The sequence below is a fragment of the Variovorax sp. PBS-H4 genome, assembly GCF_901827205.1.
Classification (GTDB): domain Bacteria; phylum Pseudomonadota; class Gammaproteobacteria; order Burkholderiales; family Burkholderiaceae_C; genus Variovorax.
The window spans coordinates 3577129-3600072 of sequence record NZ_LR594675.1; the positions used below are offsets into that span (position 1 = coordinate 3577129).

The 22944-nt window shown below is 64.2% G+C and carries 21 protein-coding genes and 1 pseudogene; 6 read left to right on the top strand and 16 right to left on the bottom strand.

Translation table 11 applies throughout. The features are described 5' to 3' along the window. Positions 1–227: 227 nt before the first annotated feature. Positions 228–1094: a class I SAM-dependent methyltransferase gene (locus E5CHR_RS16910; RefSeq protein WP_162580924.1), complete on the bottom strand. Its 867-nt coding sequence runs from the start codon at positions 1092–1094 to the stop codon at positions 228–230. Positions 1095–1157: 63 nt separating this feature from the next. On the opposite strand from E5CHR_RS16910, the gene E5CHR_RS16915 reads away from it, so the two are divergent. Continuing rightward, complete coding sequence (locus tag E5CHR_RS16915; RefSeq protein ID WP_269474056.1) at positions 1158–2069, top strand: LysR family transcriptional regulator; 912 nt, start codon at positions 1158–1160, stop codon at positions 2067–2069. 81 nt (positions 2070–2150) lie between these two features. On the opposite strand, the gene E5CHR_RS31805 is transcribed toward E5CHR_RS16915, so the two are convergent. The 4 genes and pseudogenes from E5CHR_RS31805 to E5CHR_RS16940 all read right to left on the bottom strand — a co-directional run bounded on the left by E5CHR_RS31805 (position 2151) and on the right by E5CHR_RS16940 (position 5936). Continuing rightward, positions 2151–2939 carry an SDR family oxidoreductase gene (locus E5CHR_RS31805; protein WP_269474086.1) on the bottom strand — a complete coding sequence of 263 codons (789 nt, stop codon included), beginning with the start codon at positions 2937–2939 and terminating at the stop codon, positions 2151–2153. A gap of 10 nt (positions 2940–2949) precedes the next feature. Further along, positions 2950–4413, bottom strand: a pseudogene (locus tag E5CHR_RS31985) (MFS transporter). Between the two features lie 6 nt (positions 4414–4419). Next, the gene (locus E5CHR_RS16935) at positions 4420–4848 is read right to left on the bottom strand and encodes an aldo/keto reductase (RefSeq protein ID WP_162580926.1); all 429 of its coding nucleotides are present in this window, start codon (positions 4846–4848) and stop codon (positions 4420–4422) included. Positions 4849–5168: 320 nt separating this feature from the next. After that, complete coding sequence (locus tag E5CHR_RS16940) at positions 5169–5936, bottom strand: FadR/GntR family transcriptional regulator (RefSeq protein WP_269474057.1); 768 nt, start codon at positions 5934–5936, stop codon at positions 5169–5171. A 122-nt stretch (positions 5937–6058) separates the two neighbouring features. On the opposite strand from E5CHR_RS16940, the gene E5CHR_RS16945 reads away from it, so the two are divergent. Genes E5CHR_RS16945 through E5CHR_RS16955 form a run of 3 tightly spaced genes read left to right on the top strand, consistent with a single transcriptional unit; the run spans position 6059 to position 9318 of the window. Then, on the top strand, positions 6059–7255 hold the full coding sequence (locus tag E5CHR_RS16945; protein ID WP_162580928.1) for a mandelate racemase/muconate lactonizing enzyme family protein: 1197 nt from the start codon (positions 6059–6061) through the stop codon (positions 7253–7255). A 34-nt stretch (positions 7256–7289) separates the two neighbouring features. Continuing rightward, positions 7290–8249: an NAD(P)-dependent oxidoreductase gene (locus tag E5CHR_RS16950; RefSeq protein WP_162580929.1), complete on the top strand. Its 960-nt coding sequence runs from the start codon at positions 7290–7292 to the stop codon at positions 8247–8249. A gap of 52 nt (positions 8250–8301) precedes the next feature. Then, positions 8302–9318: a Bug family tripartite tricarboxylate transporter substrate binding protein gene (locus E5CHR_RS16955; protein ID WP_162580930.1), complete on the top strand. Its 1017-nt coding sequence runs from the start codon at positions 8302–8304 to the stop codon at positions 9316–9318. Positions 9319–9519: 201 nt separating this feature from the next. On the opposite strand, the gene E5CHR_RS16960 is transcribed toward E5CHR_RS16955, so the two are convergent. Further along, on the bottom strand, positions 9520–10416 hold the full coding sequence (locus E5CHR_RS16960) for a LysR family transcriptional regulator (protein ID WP_162580931.1): 897 nt from the start codon (positions 10414–10416) through the stop codon (positions 9520–9522). A 101-nt stretch (positions 10417–10517) separates the two neighbouring features. Here E5CHR_RS16960 and E5CHR_RS16965 point away from each other — a divergent pair, with 101 nt between their 5' ends. Beyond that, positions 10518–11387 (top strand): SDR family oxidoreductase, encoded by an 870-nt coding sequence (locus E5CHR_RS16965; protein ID WP_162580932.1) that lies wholly within the window; start codon positions 10518–10520, stop codon positions 11385–11387. A 35-nt stretch (positions 11388–11422) separates the two neighbouring features. On the opposite strand, the gene E5CHR_RS16970 is transcribed toward E5CHR_RS16965, so the two are convergent. From E5CHR_RS16970 to E5CHR_RS17005, 8 genes are read right to left on the bottom strand one after another with little or no spacing between them, the layout of a single operon-like run. Continuing rightward, positions 11423–12694, bottom strand: coding sequence for an FAD binding domain-containing protein (locus tag E5CHR_RS16970; RefSeq protein WP_162580933.1), 1272 nt, complete (start codon positions 12692–12694; stop codon positions 11423–11425). Continuing rightward, the gene (locus E5CHR_RS16975; protein WP_162580934.1) at positions 12691–13176 is read right to left on the bottom strand and encodes a VOC family protein; all 486 of its coding nucleotides are present in this window, start codon (positions 13174–13176) and stop codon (positions 12691–12693) included. Before E5CHR_RS16975 ends, E5CHR_RS16970 begins: the two co-directional genes overlap by 4 nt. A gap of 46 nt (positions 13177–13222) precedes the next feature. Continuing rightward, a complete protein-coding gene (gene lhgO / locus E5CHR_RS16980) occupies positions 13223–14482 on the bottom strand; it encodes an L-2-hydroxyglutarate oxidase (protein ID WP_162580935.1) in 1260 nt (419 codons plus the stop codon). A 3-nt stretch (positions 14483–14485) separates the two neighbouring features. Next, positions 14486–15400 carry a polysaccharide deacetylase family protein gene (locus tag E5CHR_RS16985; protein ID WP_162580936.1) on the bottom strand — a complete coding sequence of 305 codons (915 nt, stop codon included), beginning with the start codon at positions 15398–15400 and terminating at the stop codon, positions 14486–14488. After that, positions 15397–16689 carry an FAD binding domain-containing protein gene (locus E5CHR_RS16990; protein ID WP_162580937.1) on the bottom strand — a complete coding sequence of 431 codons (1293 nt, stop codon included), beginning with the start codon at positions 16687–16689 and terminating at the stop codon, positions 15397–15399. The genes E5CHR_RS16985 and E5CHR_RS16990 overlap by 4 nt, the downstream gene beginning before the upstream one ends. Before the next feature lie 21 nt (positions 16690–16710). Continuing rightward, positions 16711–17772, bottom strand: coding sequence for a C4-dicarboxylate TRAP transporter substrate-binding protein (locus E5CHR_RS16995; protein WP_162580938.1), 1062 nt, complete (start codon positions 17770–17772; stop codon positions 16711–16713). Positions 17773–17820: 48 nt separating this feature from the next. Then, on the bottom strand, positions 17821–19149 hold the full coding sequence (locus E5CHR_RS17000; RefSeq protein WP_162580939.1) for a TRAP transporter large permease: 1329 nt from the start codon (positions 19147–19149) through the stop codon (positions 17821–17823). Continuing rightward, positions 19146–19793: a TRAP transporter small permease gene (locus E5CHR_RS17005; protein WP_162580940.1), complete on the bottom strand. Its 648-nt coding sequence runs from the start codon at positions 19791–19793 to the stop codon at positions 19146–19148. Before E5CHR_RS17005 ends, E5CHR_RS17000 begins: the two co-directional genes overlap by 4 nt. Positions 19794–19922: 129 nt before the next feature. On the opposite strand from E5CHR_RS17005, the gene E5CHR_RS17010 reads away from it, so the two are divergent. Further along, positions 19923–20672 (top strand): TetR/AcrR family transcriptional regulator, encoded by a 750-nt coding sequence (locus E5CHR_RS17010; RefSeq protein ID WP_197893859.1) that lies wholly within the window; start codon positions 19923–19925, stop codon positions 20670–20672. 49 nt (positions 20673–20721) lie between these two features. Here E5CHR_RS17010 and E5CHR_RS17015 read toward each other — a convergent pair whose 3' ends face one another. Beyond that, on the bottom strand, positions 20722–21714 hold the full coding sequence (locus E5CHR_RS17015) for a ketopantoate reductase family protein (RefSeq protein ID WP_162580941.1): 993 nt from the start codon (positions 21712–21714) through the stop codon (positions 20722–20724). Then, positions 21711–22904 (bottom strand): CoA transferase, encoded by a 1194-nt coding sequence (locus E5CHR_RS17020; RefSeq protein ID WP_232062302.1) that lies wholly within the window; start codon positions 22902–22904, stop codon positions 21711–21713. Before E5CHR_RS17020 ends, E5CHR_RS17015 begins: the two co-directional genes overlap by 4 nt. Positions 22905–22944: the final 40 nt, after the last annotated feature.

A 22944-nucleotide genomic window follows, 5' to 3' on the forward strand; every position in this document is an offset into this window, starting at 1 on the left:
GCATGCGGTCCGAGCCCGCCTGCGCTGGGCCAGACCTAATACCTTCGTAGTCTAGGCGGTGGCACGGCAATTGGAAGCGTCGGGTATCCCACAAAAGCGTTACGCCGTCCAGCACGCCGGTGACGCGAACGAGAGCGCAGCCAGGGCGGCAACGGTCAGGGCGCCGGTACGCAGCATTGAGCGACGCTGCATCATCGAATGTTCCTCATCGCCGGACGTGTCATGCGTCATCCCGGTCGGCGCGCTGCCGTGAGCAGCAGTTCGTTGGGGCCTTCCCAGCCCGCGGGCGTGTCGAAGGCACGCAGTTGCTCTCGGATGTCATCCCACGCCGCGTTGGCAGCCTCCTCGCCGAGACCGGAGAGGATCTGCAGGATGGGACTCGCCGAGCTGCGGACGAAAGCCAGGTAGTCGTCGACCGACGGCATAGGGAAGCTCGCATCCACTGCTGTCGTCGCGACGTCACGGAATCCCGCCTCGTGAAAGAGCGCGTCGATGTGGCCGGGTCGCGCCAGGCTGAACAGGCTGCCGGCCGCAAAGGGATCGGGCGCGGGACGGCCCGCGTGCCTGAGCGCCGTGCCCATGAGAATCCTCAGGCACGGATTCCTCTCCGGGCCCGAGAACACGATGGTGCATACGCCACCCCCCGGTCGAAGCGCGCGGCGCATCTCGCGCAGACCCTGCAACGCGTCCGGGAAAAGCATCAGCCCCAGCCGGCAGACCACCGCATCGAAGGATGCCTCTTCGACCTGCAGATCCTCGCCGTCTGCCACGCGGCACTGCACATGGTCGAAGCCGGCACGCCGAACGCGGTCCCGGGCACGCGCAATGATCGCGGTCGACAAATCGGTCGCGACAACCGCGCCCGAAGGGCCGACCCGCTCGGCAAGGTCCAGTGTCTGGTCTCCGGCCCCGGCCGCCACGTCGAGCACCCGCGACCCCGCCACCACCCCGGCCATGGCGATCATGGCCTCGGTCGAAGTGCGCAGCCATGCCCGCAGCGCTGGCGAATGCGTGTCCCAGCCCGCTGCAGCGGCGTCCCACTGGGTCCGCATCGACGCCTTGAAGGCCCGTGTGTCTGTTCCGGATGTGTTCATGCCTTCAGCGTAAGTGACAGAACGCTTGGGTGTAAGCCGCAAAACTGCAAAATGGGAGCCGCAATGGCGCATACCCCTCAAGACTTCGACTGGGACGACCTGAAGCACCTGTTGGCGGTCGCGCGCCATGGCAGCACGCTGGCGGCGGGCCGTGCGCTGGGCCTCGACCAGTCGACGGTGCAACGGCGATTGACGGAACTCGAACGGCGCTTCGGACAAGCGTTGGTGCAGCGGCAGCCGAGCGGGTACCGGCTGACCGAGTTCGGACAGGCCTTGTTGCCGCACGCCGAGCGCATCGAGGACGCGGTGGCGGTGTTCAAGCAGCACGTCGCGACAGCCGCCGCCGAGGTCGCAGGGATCATCCGCGTCACATGTCCGGAGCCCATCGTCTACCGGATCACCCAGTCAACCTTGTTGGAGAGGTTTCGCGAACGTCATCCGGCGCTGGACGTGCACTTCGTCATGAGCGACAAGTACATCGACCTGTCAAAGGGCGAAGCCGACGTGGCCCTTCGTTCCGGTGATACGGATGATGGTGAACTCGTCGGGCGAAAGATCGGCGACTCCCTCTGGGCGGTCTATGCCAGCAGCACGTACATCGAGCGCCACGGGCGCCCGCAAGGAATCGAAGACCTGGCGAACCACGCGCTGGTGGGATTCGACGACACCATGGCCAGGCACCGCATCGCGGCGTGGCTGCGAAAGATCGCACCGGAGGCGGCGCTCGTCGCACGAAGCAACAGCGTGCTGGGCCTGGTCTACTCGGTCAAGGCCGGCGTGGGCGTCGCCCCGTTGCCGATCGCGCTCGGCGATGCGGAACCCGATCTGGTGCGGGTGACCGAGCCGGTCGCCGAACTGACACGGGTATGGCGCATGCTGACAACCCCCGAGCTGCGACGCACTCCGCGCGTCGCCGCGTTCTTCGATTTCATCGTGGGCGAAATCGACACGCTTCGGCCGATCATCACTGGATGACACGCGCGCACGTGTTCGCTCGCCGACGTGCCCCGGAACCGCCTTGCTCAACACCAACGGCCGGTTGCGCCCGCTTGGGGTTCAGGCGACCAGCTGACCTCCGCTGACGTCGATGACGCTTCCACTCACGTAGCCGCTCTTCATCGCGAAGATGTACGCGAGCGCGACTTCCTCAGCGCTGGCAATCCGCTGCAGCGGGACCTTGGCGGCGATCTTCTTCACGAAGTCTTCTTTTGCGGCGGGCGTCATTGCGTCGTAGGTCGTGGTGGCTGTGACACCGGGTGCAACGGCGTTCAGGCGACGCGGCGCAAGCTCCTTGGCCAGTTGCCGCACGCAAGCCTCGATCGCCGCGTTCACCGCCGAAATGGCGGAGTGGTTTGCCATCGTTCCGCGGCTGGCCACACCGGAGGTCAGCGTGATCGTCCCGCCGCTCGCCAGGTGCGGTAGCGCGGCCTTGACGACACGGTACTGGCTGAAGAACTTGCCGTTGCAGTACGCCACTTCGGCCAACCCGCCGAAGATGTCCTGCAGCGGATTGGCGAAGCCGTGGTCCACGCGCATGCGATGCGAGACCGCCACATCGATGCCCTGTTCGAGCAAGGACGCAGCGCAGGCCGAAGCCAGCGCGGTCGGCACCGAAAGCTCTCCCGCCACCGTACCGAAGTCGCCAATGGCCGAGGCCGCGGTGCCGATGCAGAACGGCGGCATCAGGTCGTAGAAGAAGCCGTTGAAGTGATCGGGCGCGAAGAGCACCACCAGCTCGGGCGCGAAGGCCCGCACCCTGTCGCGCACCGCTTCGATCTGCGCGTCGATCTCGGCCACGGCCCCCGCGGCCGGGTCCAGGCGCCCGCGCAGCGGCGTGTGTGAGATGCGAGCACCTTCATGGCGCGGCCTTCAGCAAATCGAGCGCGACGTCGACGATCATGTCTTCCTGGCCGCCCTCCATCCGACGCCGACCCAGCTCGACGAGGATATCCACCGTCTTGAGGCCATAGCGAGCGGCGGCCAGCTCTGCATGCCGCAGGAGCTGGAGTACACGCCCGCGTAGCCGAGCGCCAGCGTCTCGCGGTCGACGCGCACGGGCCGGTCCTGCAAGGGCCTTCACGACGTCGTCCGCGGCGTCCATCAGCGTGTACAGGTCGCAGCCATGGTTCCAGCCGAGGCGCTCTGCTGCGGCGACGAACACCTCGAGCGGCGCGTTGCCGGCCCCTGCGCCCATGCCGGCCAGGCTCGCATCGACGCGGTCGCAGCCCTCCTCGACGGCGACGATCGAGTTCGCGACGCCCAAGCTCATGCGCGTGCGGTTGCCGGGTTCGAGTGCGAAGAGCGTGGTCTGCTTCGCGGTGTGCGCCGCCGAGGCACCCACGTCGAGCATGACGATGCTTACGCCCAGGCAGATGAGCGAATCGCCGAAGGCAGCCAACAGCGCCCACGCCGCGATGGTGAGCACGATCGCTGCGCGGACCACGCGGTCGGCACCGAGCCGATCGATCAGGCTGCCCGAGCGCGGCGCGATGGCCGCGGAGATCAGGCCGAGCAGGCCGAGGGCGCCGACCGTGGCGCTGGTCAGGCCGAAGGCCGGGCCCTGGATGTGCAGGCCGAGCGCGATCCATAGCGAACCGAAAGTGCCGAACATCAGGGCCTGCGTGAGTGCCGCCACCCTGAGCACCGGCTCCCGGCGGACCAGCACGGGCAGCGAGCCGAGCAATCGTGCGTACGAGATGTTGGCCGTGCGGCTTGTGCTCGGCACGTGCCGCGCGCACCAGGCCAGCACGATCAACGCCACGGCCGCCGACAGGCCGTAGACCAGGCGCCAGTTCGCATAGGCACCGACGAAGCCACCCACCGTGCGCGCCAAAAGGATGCCGACGATGATGCCCTTGGTCAACGCACCGGTGACGCGGCCGCGCATGCGCACCAAGGTCAGGTGCGATGCGGCCGAGGGAATCAGGTAGGGGGCGATCGTGAGCAGCCCCAGCAGCGCTATACCCAGCAGGAAGGTAGCGAAGTTGGGCGACCACGCCATCAGCAGCATCGCCGCGGCCTGCCCCGTGATCGCGGCGATCACGATGCGGCGGTTGTCGACCACGTCGCCGAGGGGCAGCAGGAAGATCACGCCGATGCCCACGGCGACCTGCGCGAGCATCGGGATCAGGCCCACGCTGGCGCCGGTCACGCCGAAGCTCATGCTGACCAGCACGAGCAGCGGCTGCAAAAAGTACACCCCGGCGACCGAGGCCGAGCAGAGCACCGCGAGCCCCCGCGTGCTCGCGGGGTTCAGGTCGACGCCCGGCTTTTCGCCCGCCACGTCGTCATCGGGCCGGCCCGTCGGTGACGTCGACATGCCCGCTCAGGCTTGGCCCACCGGCGCGCGCTCGTCGATCAGTTGCTGCGCCTTCAGTTCGCGCCAGAAGTCGACCGGAATTGCGATCGACGACAGGCGCACGCTCTGCTCCAGTTCGGAAATCGAACGCGCCCCGGGGATGACGCTGGTCACCTGCGGATGGTTCATCGGGAACTGCAGGGCTGCGGCCTGCAGCGGCACGCCGTACCTTGTGCAGACCGCCTCGATGCGGCGTACCCGCTCGAGCGTCTTCGGCGTCGCCGGGCGATAGTTGTAGGTCGCGCCCTCGACGGCGCCGCTCGCGAGGATGCCCGCCTCGGCTTCGCCGGCCGCCATGGCGGTGTACATGTTGCCGAAGGGTGCGCCGCCCAACCCCAGTGGGGTCACGGAGATGCCCGTGCGCCCGATCGGGCGCTGGCTCAGGAAATCGATCAACGGAGGCCTTTCGATGCGAATCTGTCGAACAGTCCTGGAGACTGCATGACGAAATTCTGGGCGGCCTCGGAGCACACGGCGAGCGGCGCGCGGACTTTGGGCACTGAGTGCACGAGTCCACGCTCGGCCTTGGCCGGATTGCTCAGCCCGGACTTCGCTGCACAAGAACCGCACAAGCCCCGGTCCTGGCTCCGTGGCCCAGCACATTTGGGACGCGGGCTCTGCCGCTCAGGAGCCAAGACTCTTTCAGACGGTTTCGCGTGAGTTCCAGTACCGAGTGGCCTGGAACACGCCGCCCCGCCCCTCCAGGCGCGTTGTTGTCAATCGTTTGCTCCGGACCCGAAGAGTCGAGCGATGCCGCCGCGCAGATGGGCTTCCATCGCCTGCCGTGCGGCCGTCGCGTCTTGCTGCTTCAGTGCCGCTTCGACAGCCGCGTGCTCCTGGCAAACCCCCGCCCTCCGCGCATCCCGAGGGCGGCCAGCGAGGCTGCGCGAGAGGCCGATGCTGAAGCGGGTTTGCGGGGCCAGGGCAGTCATCGTCATGCTGAAAAAACGGTTGCCGCAGGCTTGTGCGACGGCGTCGTGGAAGGCGACATCCTCCTCGACGGCATCGCCGCCGTCTGCAAGAGCCTGATCGAAGCGCTCGCGGCAGAGGCTCACCTGGTGCATCTGGTCGGCGTTGCGCATCAGCGCAGCGCGGGCGGCAGCTTCGCCTTCCATGAAGCACCGGAATTCCAGGAAGGCACGGATGTCCGCGATGTTTTCGAGCGTGCCGAGCGAGAGCGGCTTGACCTGCGGCAGCGCATCGGTGACGAAGGTCCCCGATCCCTTGCGTGCGTCGATGCGGCCTTCTTCGCGAAGGCGCGCGAAGGCCTGACGCAACACCGGGCGCGACACGCCGAGGCGCTGCGCCAGCGCTGTCTCGCCGGGTAGGCGCGCCCGCGGCTCGAAGCCCCGGGTGCCCAGCAACTGCATCAGGTCCTCATACGCCTTGTCGCTCAGCAGCCTAGGTGGCGGGATCGGCGCAGAGGGTGTCTCTGGGCCGTTGACCAGCCGGGAGTTTGATGCAGTTCGCGAGTTCGGAGGCATGACAGGAATTTACAGGGTAAACAGAGGAATGCAGCCATCTTTCTCGTGGATTGTTGAGGAGACAATGGATTTTCCTTGGATCCAGGGTCCGGGGCCGCCGCAAGATATAAAAAGCTGTAAACGTGTCTATTGTCCATTGCGTCCGCACCTATCGGTTGCCCGACCGCCCGAATCTCATCTGGCTCGAACTCGAAACCACTGACGGTCTCGTCGGACTCGGCGAGACCTTCAGGGGGGCTTCGTCGGTCGAAACCTGCCTCCATGACGAACTCGCACCCTGGCTGCTCGGGCGCGATACGCGTCATATCGAAGGCATCTCACGCCATCTGCTCACCCCCTATGTCGGATACAACAGTTCGGGGGTGGAAGTGCGCGCCGCCAGCGCCGTCGACCTCGCCTTGTGGGACCTCGCCGGCCAGCGGCAGGGCGTGCCGATCTACCAGGCACTGGGCGGTGGCGCGCGCGCCAACGTGCCGGTCTACAACACCTGTGCGGGCTACGCGTTCAACACGAATGGCAAGCGCCGCGACATCGGCGTCGCGGATCGGTCCGACGGCCCGTACGACGATCAGGTCGCTTTCATGCGGGACGCCGGCGCGCTGGCCCGGAGCCTGCTGTCGGAAGGCTACAAGGCCATGAAGATCTGGCCCTTCGACATCTATGCGCCTGCCAGCAACGGCCACCTGATCACGCTGCAGGACTTGGAGAAGGGGCTCGAGCCGTTCCGCCTGATCCGCGAAGCCGTCGGCAACAAGATCGAGGTGATGTGTGAACTGCACAGCCTGTTCGGCAGCCACTCGGCACTTCGCATCTGTCAGGCGCTGGAGCAATACGACGTGTTCTGGGTCGAGGACCCGCTGTGCAAGATGGACGATGCCGCCGGCCTGGCGGATCTGCGCCGTCGCACCCGTGTGCAGATCTGCGGCAGCGAAACCTTGGGGGGCCTGCGCCCGTTCCGCGACTTGCTGGCGGCGGATGCGCTGGATGTGGTGATGCTCGACCTGGCGTGGTGCGGCGGCTTCACCGAAGGGCGAAAGATCGCCGCGCTGGCCCAGGCGTACAACCGACCGCTGGCACCGCACGATTGCACGGGCCCTGTCACGCTGATGGCTGGACTGCACATGGCCTTGCATGCGCCGACCGCGATCTACCAGGAGGTGGTGCGTGCGACGCTGGCCACCTGGTATCGCGACATCGTCACCGAGTTGCCGGTGATTACCGACGGTATGGCCCAGCCACCCGTCATGGCCGGGCTGGGCACCCGCCTTCAGGACGGTTTCAAGCAACAGCCTGGGTTGGTCGTGCGCGAAAGCCGCTGACCCGCCTGCACCCAGACGCACAGGATTCTTCTTCATGTTGATCAAGATAGTCGGCCTCCACGCCCCCCATGCGCCGCGCCTGCGTGCGCTGCTCGGGCCCGAACACGAGGTCCAGTCGCTGGACAGCTTTCCCCCCACCGGCGAGATCCACGCAGACGTGGTCATCAGCAACAGCGTGAGCGCGGACGAGGCTGCGCGCCTGCGCTGCCGCCTGGTGCACGTGCCCGGCGCTGGGTCGGAGCAGATCGCCTGCCGGTCGCTGTCGGCCGGAACCACCGTATGCAACGTGCACGGCCACGAAGTTCCGATCGCCGAGTTCACCCTGCACGCCATCCTGGAGCACTACTTGAAGCTGTGGCAGTACCCCGCGCGTCTGGACGCGGCCGCCTGGGCGGCGTCCTATTCGAAGCGTGCGCCGCATGACGAGGCCCATGGAAAGTCCGTTGCCATCGTCGGTTTCGGGCACATCGGCCAGGAGATCACACGGCGTGCGCGTGCCTTCGACATGCACGTCATCGCCGTGACGCGCAGCGGAAGGCAGGGGCCGGCCGAGTTGGCGCATGAGTATGTCCAGGCCGCCGCGCTCGATGAGGTGCTGCCGAGGGCGCAGGTCTTGGTCATCTGCTGCCCGCTGGACGACAGCACACGCGGCCTCATCGCTGAGCGCCGACTGGCCCTGCTTCCGCCGGGCGCGTTGTTGGTCAACGTGGCGCGCGCGGAGGTGGTCGACGAGCAGGCGCTGTACGAAGCCTTGAGCCAGCAGCGACTGGGTCGGGCCGTCCTGGACGTCTGGTACCAGTATCCCAACAAAGGCCAGGCGCCCGTGCCGCCTTCGCGCTGGCCACTGCATGAACTGACCAACGTGCGCTGCACGCCCCACATCTCCGCCATCACACCTGCGCTGCTGGAGCGGCGCTACAGCTTCATGGCCCGCAACATCACGCGACTGCAGCAGGCGCAGGCGCTGGAGAACGTGATCTACCTGGCGCCTTGAACACAGCCATCAGCGCCGGACCACTTCGACCCTCGAACAACTGGAGACAACCATGCCCTCGACAACACTCGACACTTCATTCATCCCGCGCATCGGGCGGCGCAGCATTGTCGGCCTCGCGGCGGCGGCGCTGCTGGCCGGCGCATCGCTGGCAGCCCATGCCCAGGACACAGCGGCCTACCCGCACAAACCGATCCGCATCATCGTGCCCAACCCGCCGGGCGGCACGTCCGACGTGCTGGCGCGTCTGTTGGCCAAGGAGCTGGGCGAGACGTTCAAGCAGACGGTGATCGTCGAGAACAAGGCGGGTGGCAACGGTCAGATCGGCGCCTCTTACGTCGCCAAATCCGCACCGGACGGATACACGTTGCTGGTGCTCGACATGTCGGTGCTGACCATCGGCCCCAGCGTCATTCCGCAACTCAACTACAACCCGGTGAAAGACCTGGCGCCCATTGCCATTCCGGCCTATTCGCCGCATCTGCTGGTGGTCCGGCAGGACCTGCCCGTCAAGAACATCGACGAACTCGCCGCCTACCAGAAAAAAAGCGGCAAGCCACTCAGCTTCGGCACACCGCTGGCTTCCATCAGCCAGCTGGCGGGCATCCTGCTGGCGCAAGACAGGGGTTTCGAGTTCAACGTGATTGGCTACAAGGGCGGTGCGCAGGCGCTGGCCGACCTGGCCGGCGCGCAGATCGACACGGCCATGGCGAGCGTGCTGGCCACCAATCCCCTGGTGCAGGGCGGCAAGATCAAGGCCATCGCTGTGACCAGCGCCAAGCCCTTTGCCGCCGTCCCGGGCGTCCCGACCGTCGCGTCGCAGATCCCCAACTTCGTGACCGGCTCCTGGCAGGGTCTGCTGGCACCCGGTGGCACGCCGCCCGCGGTGCTGGAGAAACTGCAGTCGGAAGTCCAGCGCATCGTGGCTCGGCCCGACGTCGCCAAGCGTCTGCAGGAACTCGGGTCGGAACCTTCGGACATGACCCGTCAGCAGATCGCGACGTGGATGCAGGCGGAGACCACGCGCTGGGGCAAGGTGGTGAAGGACAACAACGTCAAGGCTGAGTAGAGCGTGGAGAGATGGTTTTCCTGCACCTGCTGCGGATCCGGGGCCCCCTTGGCCGGTATCCGACAGGTGATCTCCAATGCCTGAAAGCTACGACTCATTGGAAGCTGACATGCAGCGCCGCCTCCTGGCGCCACGGCTCCAGGAACGCTAGCCGGAGTTCGAGATACGTCGCGGTCACCTGCCCTTCCAGATCACGGCGGCTCAATCGATGAAGGCAGCCAATTCGTTGGGAGAGCCCGTGGGGAACGCTTCCTTCAAGAAGTCCAAGAACGTCGATACACGAGCACTCAGCAGCCGGCGCGATGGGTACAACGCCCACAGCGCGATCTCGGGGCCTTCGACGTCGCCCCAGCACACCAGCTTCCCGGCGGCCAGATCCTTGGTTACGAGAGAGACCGGCACGCGGGCGACACCGACGCCCGCACGGACGGCATCCCGCACCATGAACAGTGAGGCAAGGCACAGCGTTGGTTTCACGCTGATGCGCTTCTTGCCCGACCTGCCCACGTACTCCCATGAGGATGCCGCTACGCCGAAGCCGCCGCGCCGCAGGATCGCTGGAACCGCCGCCTTGCCCGCAGGGGGCGCGAACTTCGGACTTGCAACCACGACGAGACGGTCTCTCATGAAAATCCGTCCGACCAGCCTGACGTCGGGATCGGGGTTGACGCGGATCACGAGGTCGTAGCCCTCCTCCACCATGTCCACGGCCCGATCCTCGGTCGTGACCTCGAGCTGGATCTCGGGATACCGGAGCGCGAACGTGGCCGCCAGCTTTCCCATGGCGGCCTGTGAAAAGAGCAGCGGCGCGCTCACCCGCAAGCTGCCGCGCGGCGCCTCGCCGCCCGACGCAATCGCTGCGGCCGTTTCGTCGATCTCAAGCAGCAACGCCGAGGTTCTCTCGTACAGCGCGCGCCCCTCCTCGGTCAGTTTCAGCGTTCTTGCGCCTCGCTCGAACAGGCGCAGATTGAGGCCACTCTCCAGATCGGACACGCGTCGAGACAGCGTGGCCTTGGGACGACCCGATTCGCGCGCTGCACGACCCACCCCTCCGTGGCGGGCGACGAGGTTGAAGTCGGCCAACGCAAGCAAGTCCATGTGTTCCGCCTGTGAAACGAAGTGTCCAAATATAACGACTATCGGCCCGAGGGAGGAACAACGAAGATTTGGTCTCGATTCAACCAACCCGGAGTTTTTTCATGACCATCCTCATCATCGGCGCCTCTGGCGCCATCGGCCGCCAAGTCGTTCAGCAACTCGTCGATCGCGGCGCCGCCGTGCGGGCACTCGCCCGCGACCCGGCGAAGACCCACTTCCCCGCCGGCGTCGAAGTCGTTCAAGGTGACCTGCTCGACGTCGAGTCGCTGCGCCGAGCTGTCGCGGGTGTATCCGCTCTGTTCCTCCTCAACGGCGTCGTCCCCGACGAGTTCACGCAGGCACTGGTGACCCTGAACGTGGCGCGTGATGCCGGCGTCGACCGGGTCGTCTACCTGTCGGTGATCCACGCCGACAAGTACCTCAACGTTCCCCACTTCGCCGGCAAGTTTGGCGTGGAGCGGATGCTCGAGCAGATGGGCTTCGGCGCCACCATCCTGCGGCCCGCGTACTTCATGCAGAACGACCTCACCATCAAGGACGTCATCACCGGTTACGGCGTGTACCCGATGCCCGTCGGCAGCAAGGGTCTGGCCATGGTCGACACACGCGACATCGCGGAAGTCGCCGCCCTCGAGCTGCTGCGCCGCGAACAGGCACCGGGGTCGCTGCCACTGAGCCGGATCAACCTGGTAGGCCCCGACGCGCTGACCGGAAACAGCGTCGCCGGCATCTGGTCCGACGTGCTGGGCCGCCCGATCAACTACGGCGGCGACGACACCGCGGGCTTCGAGAAGAACCTGCTGAACTTCATGCCGAGCTGGATGGCGTACGACATGCGCCTCATGAGCGAACGCTTCCTGACCGAGGGCATGAACCCGGATGCGGGTGACGTCGAACGCCTGACGGCGCTGCTGGGCCGGTCGCTGCGGTCGTACCGCGCGTTCGCTACCGAGGTCTCGGCATCAGCCTGACCTGTCCGCCTACACGCGAAGAGTCTGTTGATGATCTATTCGACCGCTACCGTGCCCGTCAACCCTGCGGGCGACGTTCCGCTGTGCTTGTAGTCCGGACTCATAGGCACTGCCGTCTCCCGCATGACCGCCACCGGCGTGCGGTAGCGCTCTGCCATCTCGCGCTCTTCATCGGTGCGAATCTGCGCCTGCATGTAAGCGCCCAGGTGCCGCGCGTGCTCGACGATTGCCGAACCATACGCAAGGCGCGGCTGCTCATAGGCCTTTAAGGCTGCGGTAACGTCGTTGCTGCTTTCCAAAGCGCCCAGCAGTGCCATCGCATCGCCCGCCGCCTTGGTCACACCCATGCCGCAGTGGGGGCGCGCGACGAACGCCGCATCGCCAAGCAGCGCGATCCGGCCGAATGCGAGCTGGCTGCTTTCAAGGTCGTAGATCGGCTGGAAGAAAAGTGATTCGGTCTTCTCGACGACTTCGGCGAACTGAGGGGCGAGCGTATCGACGGCAGCTTGCCGCGCGGCAGCAACGATCTCTGGCCGAATCAGCGGTGGAGGAATGCCGTCATGCCAGACCTTGCCGGTGCTGTCGGTCAGCATGTCACGCAGGGTGGTCGGTTCATCGGCTGGCCGGTACCAGACGAAGTTGTAGCGGCGCCGGCCAGGCTCGACCGTGTTGCCCGCGCCAGCCACCGGGTACGCAATCATTTGTTCCCGCGGGGGCAGACCGAACGCAAAGTACGGAAACAGCTCGCGCAGTACCGATTCCGACAGCGCCGATTCTTCAACCAGTCCGCGCCAGGCGACGTAGCCGGCGTACTGCGGTCGTACCTCGGAAAGCAGCGCCTGCCGCACGACTGAGCGAATGCCATCAGCCGCGATCAGTGCGTCCGCTTGAACGATTTCTCCATCGTCGAATATTGCGGTCACCGATTGCGCATCCTGCGCTACGGACGTCACGTGCTTTCCGTTGTGATAGCGACCCGGCGGAAAGGCATTCTTAAGAATGCTGTACATGCGCCCCCATGCCGTGAGAACCTGCGGCAGCTCGCGCGCGCCGACACGCTGGCCGTCTTTTGACAGCGTAATGCGCTCTTGCACCTTGATGCCGAGGGAGTCGTCGACAGTGATGCCGGCCTGCTCCAACGCCGCATCGAGTTCCGGGTGCGTAACGATGCCAGCGCCACGGCCTTCAAGCTCCTGCGCAACGCGCTCGTACACGTGCACGTCCCAGCCGGCTTTGTGCAGGAGGTTGGCCACAAGAAGCCCGCCGAGTGAGCCGCCGACGACGATCACTTTCGTCGATCGCTTCATGATGCTTCCCTCGAGACAGTGGTGGACACACCATCCGCCGTGGCTCGCCCGGCCGCTTCTTCTGCCGGAAAGTTGAGCTCGATCGTGATCCCGGACGGGTCCTCGACGAACACCTGATGCAGGCCGAGGCCTGGCACCGTGCGTTCGCGAAACTTCAGGCCAGCGCGTTCAAGTTGCTCGACCATGTTGTCGAGGTTGGTCGCGAGAAAGGCGAGGTGGTCGACCGCAGCGCTGCCATGAAGGGCCGATGCGTCCTTGTCGCCCAGGTATTCGATCAGGCCGTCGGGATCGTTCTTGTCGATCCCAATGAGGTGCACCACGCCGAATTCGGCCTCGTCACCGCCGCGGTACATCCAGGCTCCGGGAAATTGGAACGGGGGCCTGAAGCCCTCCTTGAAACCGAGCACGTCACTGTAGAAGCGCCGAGACGCATCGAGGTCTGTCGTTCTTACGGAAAAGTGGGCGAGCTTGCTGATCGGCATGAAAGCCTCCGTGGGTTGAGGTGGATGAATTTGCTCGACTGCGGCGTCAGGTTTCGGCTGCCGCGTGCATGAATTGCCGGGTGGCGCGTGCCTCAGTCACTGCGTCCGCGATGTAGGCGGCGATCGGCATAGCCGAAGTCGCAGCAGGCGAAGGCGCGTTGCAGACATGCAGCGTGCGTGTTGTGCTGCGGATCAGGAAGTCGTGGACCAACGTGCCGTCGCGCATCACGGCCTGGGCCCGGATGCCGCTCTTGTGGGGCTGCAGGTCGTCAATGGACAGCTCCGGGCAGTACTTGCGGCACAGGGCGAGGTAGCGCTGTTTGCTCAGCGAACTGCGCATCTCATCAATGCCTGACCGCAGATTTGCCCGGGCGACGCGCCAGAAGCCCGGGAAAGCCAAGGTCTGGGCTGCATCGCGTGCCCTAAATGCGAACTTGCCGTAGCCCTCGCGTGCGAGACTGAACACGGCGTTCGGGCCAACCGTTACGTAGCCGCCGATCATTCGGGTCAGGTGCACGCCGAGAAACGGCAGCGCTGGATCGGGCACCGGGTAGATCAGGTGCTTGACGATGTCGTTCTTCTCTTCGCGCAGCCGGTAGTACTCCCCGCGAAACGGAACGATCTGGAAGTCGTCGGCCAAGCCGCTCATGGCTGCGATCCGATCCGCCATGAGTCCGGCACAGGCGACGAGCCGAGCGGCTTCGACGTCGCCGTCGCTCGTCTCCACCGTCACGCGGTCTGCCGCTTCCCGGATTCCCAGCACGGTGCGACCGAAGCGGATCGACCCGCCCATGCGCTCGACATCCTTTGCCAGGGCCAGCGCCACCTGCGTGTAGTCGACGATCGATGTTTCCGGCACCAGCATCCCCGCGATACCGTCGATACGGGGTTCGGCGACCTTCAGCTGCTGCGCGTCGAGCCGCGACACGTTCAGGCCGTTCGCGCGGCAGCGCTGCTCGAGTTCAGCCAGCCGGCCGCGCTCCAGCTCTGACGTGGCGACGATCAGCTTGCCGCAGTTGTCCACCGCAATCCCATGCTCCTCGCAAAGTTTCAGCGTGGCTGCAGCGCCGGCCTTGCAAAGCCTGGCTTTCAGCGAGCCGGGCGCGTAGTAGACCCCGGCATGAACCACGCCGCTGTTGCGTCCGGTTTGATGCATTGCGGGCTGCTTCTCCTTTTCAAGCAGGAGCAGAGAGCAACCGGATTTGCGTCGTAGCAGCTCGCGCGCGGTTGCGAGGCCTACGATCCCCGCGCCCACGACGATGTAGTCGTACGGCGGAGCAGCTGAATGGTTGCGGGCGGCCTTCATGGCTCAGCTCACCGAGCGGATCTTCGGTTCACCATTCGCGCTTTCCCATTTCTCCCAACGCTCGGCGTCGTTCTCGTCGCGCAAGGTCGCCGTATCGGCGAGCGCAATCTCGGCAATCTGGTCCTTGCGCATGGCGACGACGCCTTCGTGGCCCAATGCGTACTCGAGGAAACGGCCCAGCGACCGCACTCGGAATGGCCGACCTGCAACCCGGTCGTGAGTGCTGACCGACATCATGCGGCGCCGCTTGGCGGCCTCTTCGTACAGCTGGTCGAATTCGTCCTTGAGTTGTCGTTCGAAATCGCCCGACGAGAAGTTGTAGGTTTCGTGCTGGATGATGTCGTTCAGAGTCAGGCTGTACGGCACTACTGCGAAGTCTTTGCCACGAACCGGAATGATGAACGGCTCGTCGCGGCTCACGTCGTCAATGTGGTACTTGAAGCCGAGGTCCTGAAGCACTTTCAGCGTGTTGATCGTGCCGCGCATCGCGGCACCGTTGTAGCCGACTGGACGAACCCCGGCAGCTCGCTCGATGCTCTTGACGTTGTCTTCAATGAACTTCTTCTCGTCCTCGAACTGCAGGTCGTACTGCTGCACCCAGTCCCGCCCGTGAGCGGCGGCTTCGTGGCCGCGCTCGACGATCTCTTTCGCGAGGCTCGGTGTGCGATCGACCGCCGAACCCACCATGTGCGAGGTGAATTTGACCTTGTGCTTGTCGAACAGGTCCATCAGCCGCTGCGCGCCTTCCTGGAAACCGTAGCGATACCAGGAGCGGGTCGGAAAATCCGGATAGCCTGGTTTCATGTCGAACGCATGCAGTGGCCCGAGTGGGCTGTATGGGGCTTCTCCGCCGGCTTCGAACTGCATTGAAAAGGAAAGAACGAGCCGGATGTCGTCCGGCCAAAAGCCTTGATTCATATTTGCTCCGATTGATTGGAAGATGAAGTGGCGGGCGCTGGTTGCTGCAGTCTCACCTCGCGCACGAAAGAGGAGGAAGCGGTGTGCTTGAGCATTGCCGAGACGCTGTGCAGCTCTTTCCAGCGTTCACGTTCTTCGGGCGGCACGGCAGATCCGCTCTTGTGCATGAACTCGCCAAGCTCGCGCCCGCTCGCGAACGCACGCCACGCGGCTGGTACGCGCTCGGCGTTGAAGCGCGCGAGACCATCAGCCACATCGATTTCCGGCGACGCTAAGCACCGGGCCAGGCTTTGCCCGTCTTCAGCCGCTTTGGTCACGCCCATGCCGATGTGCGGCCGACCGACCGACGCGGCATCGCCGACCAGCGCAACGCGGCCGAACACCATCGACGGGGAAAAGTGGTCGTAGATCGGCGTGAAGAAAGGTCGGTCGATTCCGAGCAGCGATTCGTAGAACGGCCACGGCAGAAAGCCTTTGGCATCCGACTTCAGGCCGTCGATCACATCCCGCCTGATCTTCGGCGGCGGGATCGACACGTCGTACTGGAGGCCCTCTTCGTCCACCAGCATCGACTTGAGCAACTCGGCATCGGCACGCCGGTACCAGACCCAGTTGAAGCGGCGCGAACCGGCGCGTAGGTCGTTGTTCGGCCCGGCGATGGGATAGCCGATGATCTCGTTGTGGGCGGGCAGGAAGAACGCAAACTTCTCGAAGATTGCGGCGTGCACTTCGGGGCTCAGATCTCGCTCGTCCGCAAGGCCACGCCAGACGACGTAGCCCGCATACTCGGGCGTGACCTGCGGCAAAAACCTGGCGCGCACCGTGGACCGAAAGCCGTCTGCGCCGATCAGCAAATCAGCCTGTTCGCTTCGGCCGTTGGAAAACACCGCGGTGACGCCGTCCGCGTCCTGCCTGATGTCTTGCAAATTGCAGCCCAGGTGATGGTTTTCGTGCGGGATCGTCGCCCGCATCAGGCTGTGCAAGCGGTCCCACGACGTGACGATCTGCGGGTAGGCGAGCCGTTCGATCGGCTTGCCGGTGGAGTCCAGCGCGACCCGCTCGTTGATGCTGACGCCCAGATCGGCGAGTGACGCGCCTGCATCGGTCAACGCTCGCAGCAGTTCGTCGTGCGTCACGATGCCGGCTCCGCGACCGAACAGTTCGACATCAGACCGTTCGTACAGGTCGACGTCCCATCCCACGCGGCGCAGCAGAGAGGCCGCGAACAGCCCGGCCATCGAGCCGCCGATCACGACCGCGCGGCGTTTGCGGTTGTCGGAGGTTTTCATCTGTTCTGCCCCCATCTGGTATCACTTCTGGATGACATAGGGAACCGGCGTCTCGACGCCCGCCTCTTTGAGGTGCTTCAGATAAGCACTAAGGATCGCCGGCGCCGGCATCCCGCTGCGCTTGGCTTCCTGCGCCATCTGGTTCGGCCAGTCCTTCAGGCCTTTGGCCCATTCAACTCGCGCCGCAGGTGCCACCGCCGTGACTTTCGCGATTTTTCCTAGCTCCGCGAGCGCTTCCTTGTTGTTCTGGTCGAGGCTCTCCGCCTGGCGAATTTCGTATTCCTTCGCGACTTCCAGCACGATGCCCTGCACTTCCTTGGGCAGCTTCTTCCAGGTGCGCGAATTGACGGTCATCGCGTTGACCATCACGGAACCAAAATCGACCAGCTTGTAGTTGGGCGCAGGCTCGTAGAACTTGAATGAGTTGTAGGCCGACGGAAACATGATCCAGCCTGAGTACAGGCCGGACTTGAGGCCGTTGTAGCCGTCTGGCAGGTTCGACGACACGCCGACTGCGCCCGATCCTTGCAGCCAGGGCAGATTCGGGCCAGCGGCACCGATCTTCTTGCCCTGCAAGTCGGACAGGCTTTCCCACGCGAAGGTGGTCCCCAGGTTGTAGTTGTCGTAGCCGGAGATCGCGATCAACTTCTGGTTGAACTTTTTCTCGAACACTTCCGACAATTGCGGAAACTCGTCGTAGACCTGCCGAGTCGCCTTGGCAGCAGCGACTGCGCTCTTCGGACCGAATGGCACCCAGTACGGAAAGTTGTGCATGAACAGGCGCGATTGCTCGAAGCACATGCAATAGCTGCCGATGTCGAGCAAGCCTAGTTCCACGGCGTTCAGGGTCTCGTTGACCTTGGCGACCGAACCACCGTAGGCCTCGGTGAAGGCGACCTCGTGCTTGGTCCGCTCCTTGACCCGTTTGACGACTTCAGGCACGAAGAACTTCGACATCTCTGTCACGTAGACCGTCGCGCCAACCGGGTGGCCCGAACCGATGCGCAAGGTGAATGTGTCGGCTCTTGCAGCCTGGCCAGCCAGAGCGGAGATAACAGCGAGCGCAAGAATGCTTTTCTTCATGGGTTGTCTCCAGTTGAGGCAGTAAAAGAAGAGGAAGGAAAGACGCAGCTAGTTGACCGAGGGCAGCCAGCTCGCAAGCGACGGAAACCAGTAGACGGCCGCGACCATGCCGAGCAACAGGACCCAGTAAGGCGCTGCGCCAAGGAAGATGGTCGACAACGGCGTTTGCGGCTCGTTGATCGCAGCTTTAACAGTGAAAACTGCGATGCCGAATGGCGGCGTGATGATCCCGACCTCGATCGCGAGGATGCCGATAATCGCGAATGCAAGCGGGTCGATGCCCATCTGTTGCGCCAGAGGCGCAAAGATCGGCACTGTGAGCAGGATGATCGAGGTCGAATCGACGAACATTCCGAGCACGAACCAGACCAGAACCATCACGACGATCACCATGCCCGCGCCCAGGCCGAGGCCGGCCATCGCGACCTGGATCGTCTCACCGACGCCGCCCAAGGCGAGCAGACGCGAATACATCTGCGCGAAGATCAGCAGGAACATGATCGGCGCCGATGTGCGGCCGGTCGCCAGAATGGCGGCACGCAGACCGGCCCATCGCATACCCTTGGCCAGCGAAAGGACCAGCGCGACGATCACGCCGATACCGGCGCCTTCGGTCGGGGTGAACAGTCCGGCCCAGATGCCGCCGAGCACGGTGAACACGGCTAGCCCACATCCGAAGCTGCCGAGCAGCTCATCTCGAGTGGCCGGAGTTGCGGCGGGCGACACCGCCTCGGTAGCTCTTGGCGATTTGCCGAATTTCTCGGGGCTCACGATCGCGCGGACAACGCACAGGACCGCGTAACACAGGGCGAGCAGCAAGCCGGGGATGACGCCCGCGACGAACAGCTTGCCGATGGATTGCTGTGTCAGGATGCCCCAGATGATCATCAGCACGCTGGGCGGGATCAGCATGCCAAGCGCCGAACTGCCCGCCACGCATCCGAGTGCGATGCGCTTGTCGTAGCCGGCTTTCACCATCACCGGGTAGGCAATGCGGCTGAAAGCTGCCGCCGATGCCACGCTGACTCCGACGACGGCCGCGAACACCGCATTGCCAGCCACCGTGGAGACCGCGAGCGAGCCGGGCACACGCTTGAGCAAACGGCTGAGCGACGTGAACAGATCCGCCGCTGCGCCGCTGCGAGCGATCAGTTCGCCCATCAGCACGAACAGCGGGATCACTGCAAAGACGTAGCCGCGAATCGCCTCGAATGCTGTGGTGCCGAGCAGCCCGAACGCAATATCAGCGCTCTGTGTCAACACTGCCAGGCCAACGACGCTGGCGACGCCGAGCGAAGTGACTACCGGGATTCCGATCAGAACCAGAAAGATAAGCCCGGCGATGACCAGCGCAGAGAATGCGGCTCCCCCGCTCATGCTGCCTCCGACGCGGTTTCGATGTCGCCGAAACAGATCGTGCGCAGCAGCACGACGACAAAGTTGATCGCAGCCAGAACGCTGGCGGCCACGACAACGGTGCGGATGGGCGCGGTGGGCACTTTGAGCGAACCCGCGACGCCGTCGAACTCACCAATGCGCCAGGCTTCCACCATTCCATCCCAAGAGCTGTAGGCAACAGCTGCAAAGAGCACTGCGCCGAGCGCACAGGCCACTATGAAGAGTGCCTTGCGCACGGTTGTGGGCAGCACGTCGTCAAGCATCTCGACCCGCAGGAAGCCACCGCAGCGAATTGAATGCGCCAGTTGCAAGAAGGCGATCACGACGATCGCGTTGCTGACGATCTCCGCCGTACCGGCAATCGGGCTCGAGAACGCGCCTCGAGCGAGAACGTCGATGAGGATCAGGATGGCCAAGCCGAACAGAGCGAAGGCTGCGACCACGTGCAGCTTCTCGTTGATCGACTTCAGGCTCCGGTCCAGCGCAATAAGGATTCCACGCCCGCCGGAGCTCCCACTATTAACCTTGTGGTCACTACCAACCTTTCCAGCCAATGCCGCTGATCTCGCGAAATTTGGACTTGAGCTGGAATCCGATGCCGAAGGATTTCCGGGTGACTTCATGAGCATTGTCTCCTTAGTTTCGCGAACTTTATTGATCAGATGGTCACTTGTCAACGATGTCATAGGTTTCTATGCGTAACCCAATCAGGGCCTGCAGGCCTTCTTCCCAGGAAAACGATCCCCGGCGCTATGATGGCTATAGACCAACTGCTCACCCTGCAGGAGCATTCTTTGAACGAAACAGCGATTCCCCCCCCCATGCCGCGCAACGCGCGTCTGCGCCCAGAGGAGCGCGAGCGCTTGATCGTGCGAGGTGCGGTGTCTTATTTCTCGGACGTCGGGTTTGACGGCGACCTGAGAGAACTGGCCAAGCGGCTGGGGATTACCCATTCGCTCCTGTTCCGTTACTTCTCAACCAAGGATGCGCTGATCGAACGGGTCTACCAAGAGGTGTTCGTCAGCCGCTGGAACCCCTACTGGGAGATGATCATCGAGGACCGCTCAGTGCCGTTTCGCACTCGTCTCGTCGCCTTCTACAAGGACTACGCCAAGACCATCCTGGACCGTGAGTGGATTCGCATCTTCATGTATGCGGGGCTCAAAGGCTCGAACATCAACCAGCGATTCTTGAAGATGTTGCGTGAGCGGATTCTGGTGCCGCTTTGCCGGGAGATGCGGCACGACATGAAGCTGCCGACACCTCAACAGGTGCCGATTTCCGACTTCGAGGTCGAACTATTCGTCGGCAACAACAGCCGTATCGTCTACATGGCGATCCGCAAGTGGATCTACGGCATGGACCTGTCGATCGAACGCGCCGACGACATTCTCGAGACCACCCTCGACATGTTCCTCACGGGAGTCAGGCCTGTGCTGAAAGCGCACGTTGAAGCGTCCGCAGCAAGCATGCAACGCTCGCGTACGCAGAAGCCGGTGTGAACCCGTTGCGTACCGTGCGCCTTCTCAGTTTGGGGACAGGCGAACCCGCTCAGCAGCTCGCGGCCAGTCGTTGGTTAACGCCCCGCAAAAGCCACAGCAAAGTCTTGGAGCAGGGGCACGGCACCCTGTGTTCGTCGCCAAATAGGCAGACTTGACCGAGTAGAGCTTCAACCTCCGTCGGCCTGCCTGCGGCGACGTCCTGAAGCATTGATGGTCTCTGGCCCTGATCGATGCTGAAGCCATCGGGCAGCCGCCTCAGCTTGCACGTCGTCACTCGAGCCGCCTCCACGTCATATCCCATCGAGCGCGCCACGGCCGCCAGTTCGTCGATCACTTCGAAGACAAGGCGCTTGACTGACTCGTCGGCGCTGAACCATTCGATCGGCAGCCCAGTAAGCGCCGCCACGCTGTTGTACGAAGCATTCAGCAGGAGCTTGGCGAATACATCCTGACGGAGATTGCAGGAAACTTCGGCCTCGAGCCCGGCCGCTTTCAATAGCTTTACTGTCCGACTGACGCGCTCGCTCAAACTGTTGTCCGGTTCGCCGACGATCCAGCGGTTGCCACCGCTATGTCGCACACGGGCCGGAGCGAGCACCTCGTTGCCGGAGTACACCACACAGCCAACGGCACGCTCGGGCCCCAACGCGCTCCAGAGCTCAACGCCATGGTCGATCAGCGGCAATGGGGCCAAGTTGCGGCTCGCGTCATTCCACCACCATGGCACTCCGTTATTGACAAACACAGCGTGTCCGCCGGTGCCTACAAGCCCCCTGATCGCCCGAGCGACAGCGGATTGCATCGTCGACTTCAGCGTGACGAAAACGATGTCCTGCACCGGCAGAACACTTGGGTCATCGGTGGCCACTGCCGGCCGAGCGCACCAAGTCCCCTCGCGGGACTCGAGTGTGATGCCCGAACGCTTGATTGCCTCGAGATGCGGCCCACGTGCGACGATGGTCAACTCGCAGCTGGAGCTTGCCCCTAGCCGCGCGGCGAGATGCCCGCCGACCGCACCAGCGCCGAACACGCAAACCTTCATTTAAGAAAGCTGCTGGCTTGCAACTGCAAGGCTCCCGCCCTCGCGATCTGATCCACGTCTTGCTCGGCCTTGCCCAGCCACGCCGCCAGCACTTCGTAAGCGCCCTCGCCCAACTTGGGAGGATACGTGGGCACCAAAGCAGGTTCGCCGGGCAGTTTGATGGGATTTCCCACCACTTCTACGCTCTGGCCCTTAGCGTCGGCAAGCTGCACAATCATGCCGCGCCCCGACTCGCGAGCATCCCTTAACGCCTCAGGGACGTTTTTGATCAGCGCGACCGGAACTCCCTGCTCCTGCAGTGGCTCGATCCAATCCGCCGCGGCCCTGCCACGGAAACCAGCTTCCAGCAGTGGCCAAAGATCATTGCGGTTCGCTAGGCGGCAGCCGGCGTCTACAAACCTCGGATCGTCAAGCAACTCGGGACGCCCCAGCGCCTTGCACAGCCCCCGCCACATGCGCTCGGTGTTCGCCGTGACCACTAGCTCCCGCCCGTCGCCTGCGACGAAGGATCGGTACGTGGGAATGGAATCGTGCTTCGCGCCCTGCGGCTGCGGCGTAGTACCTGCCAATAGCGCATAAGTGCTTTGGTAGGAGAGCATCGCCAGCTGGCAATCGAGCATCGAGATGTCGATCACCCGGCCCTGGCCGGTGCGCTCGCGATCGGCCAGCGCCGCGGTGACTGCAATAGTGGCGTACATCCCGGCGACCATGTCACCGGCCGGAATGCCCAAACGCACTGCAGGTCGTCCCACCTCGCCTGTCAGGCTCATCACTCCGGACAGCGCCTGCACGATCATGTCGTAGGCGGGATGGTCCTTCCAAGGGCCGGTTTGGCCGAAGCCGCTGATCGAGGCCCAGACCAGCGCCGGGCGCTGTTCCCTGATAGCTTGGACGTCGAGTCCCATGCGCGCGGCCACGCCGGGCCGGTAGTTCTCCACGACAACGTCGCACACGGCCAGCATCTCTTTGAGCAGGGCGATCCCCTCTGGATGCTTCAGGTTGAGCGCGATGCTTCGCTTGCTCCGGTTGACACCCAGAAAGTACGCGCTCTCACCGTCAACGAAGTGCGGCGGAATCGCGCGGCTGGAGTCGCCGCCGTCCGGCGCCTCCACCTTGACCACCTCAGCGCCCATGTCAGCGAGGATCTGCGTGGCGAATGGTCCCGACAAGAACGTCGTCAGGTCCAACACCTTGTACCCAGCCAAAGGCGCCCCGGGAGTGCCATTCGTA

Bases quoted from the DNA above. Each gene is read 5' to 3' on its own strand.
- E5CHR_RS17015 (WP_162580941.1), bottom strand. From the start codon at position 21,714: ATGAAGGTTTGCGTGTTCGGCGCTGGTGCGGTCGGCGGGCATCTCGCC.
- E5CHR_RS16960 (WP_162580931.1), bottom strand. From the start codon at position 10,416: ATGGACTTGCTTGCGTTGGCCGACTTCAACCTCGTCGCCCGCCACGGA.
- E5CHR_RS16915 (WP_269474056.1), top strand. From the start codon at position 1,158: ATGGCGCATACCCCTCAAGACTTCGACTGGGACGACCTGAAGCACCTG.
- E5CHR_RS16985 (WP_162580936.1), bottom strand. From the start codon at position 15,400: ATGAATCAAGGCTTTTGGCCGGACGACATCCGGCTCGTTCTTTCCTTT.
- E5CHR_RS17000 (WP_162580939.1), bottom strand. From the start codon at position 19,149: ATGAGCGGGGGAGCCGCATTCTCTGCGCTGGTCATCGCCGGGCTTATC.
- E5CHR_RS17005 (WP_162580940.1), bottom strand. From the start codon at position 19,793: ATGAAGTCACCCGGAAATCCTTCGGCATCGGATTCCAGCTCAAGTCCA.
- E5CHR_RS16955 (WP_162580930.1), top strand. From the start codon at position 8,302: ATGCCCTCGACAACACTCGACACTTCATTCATCCCGCGCATCGGGCGG.
- E5CHR_RS16965 (WP_162580932.1), top strand. From the start codon at position 10,518: ATGACCATCCTCATCATCGGCGCCTCTGGCGCCATCGGCCGCCAAGTC.
- E5CHR_RS16950 (WP_162580929.1), top strand. From the start codon at position 7,290: ATGTTGATCAAGATAGTCGGCCTCCACGCCCCCCATGCGCCGCGCCTG.
- lhgO (WP_162580935.1), bottom strand. From the start codon at position 14,482: ATGAAGGCCGCCCGCAACCATTCAGCTGCTCCGCCGTACGACTACATC.
- E5CHR_RS17010 (WP_197893859.1), top strand. From the start codon at position 19,923: ATGATGGCTATAGACCAACTGCTCACCCTGCAGGAGCATTCTTTGAAC.
- E5CHR_RS16975 (WP_162580934.1), bottom strand. From the start codon at position 13,176: ATGCCGATCAGCAAGCTCGCCCACTTTTCCGTAAGAACGACAGACCTC.
- E5CHR_RS16910 (WP_162580924.1), bottom strand. From the start codon at position 1,094: ATGAACACATCCGGAACAGACACACGGGCCTTCAAGGCGTCGATGCGG.
- E5CHR_RS16995 (WP_162580938.1), bottom strand. From the start codon at position 17,772: ATGAAGAAAAGCATTCTTGCGCTCGCTGTTATCTCCGCTCTGGCTGGC.
- E5CHR_RS16940 (WP_269474057.1), bottom strand. From the start codon at position 5,936: ATGCCTCCGAACTCGCGAACTGCATCAAACTCCCGGCTGGTCAACGGC.
- E5CHR_RS16970 (WP_162580933.1), bottom strand. From the start codon at position 12,694: ATGAAGCGATCGACGAAAGTGATCGTCGTCGGCGGCTCACTCGGCGGG.
- E5CHR_RS16990 (WP_162580937.1), bottom strand. From the start codon at position 16,689: ATGAAAACCTCCGACAACCGCAAACGCCGCGCGGTCGTGATCGGCGGC.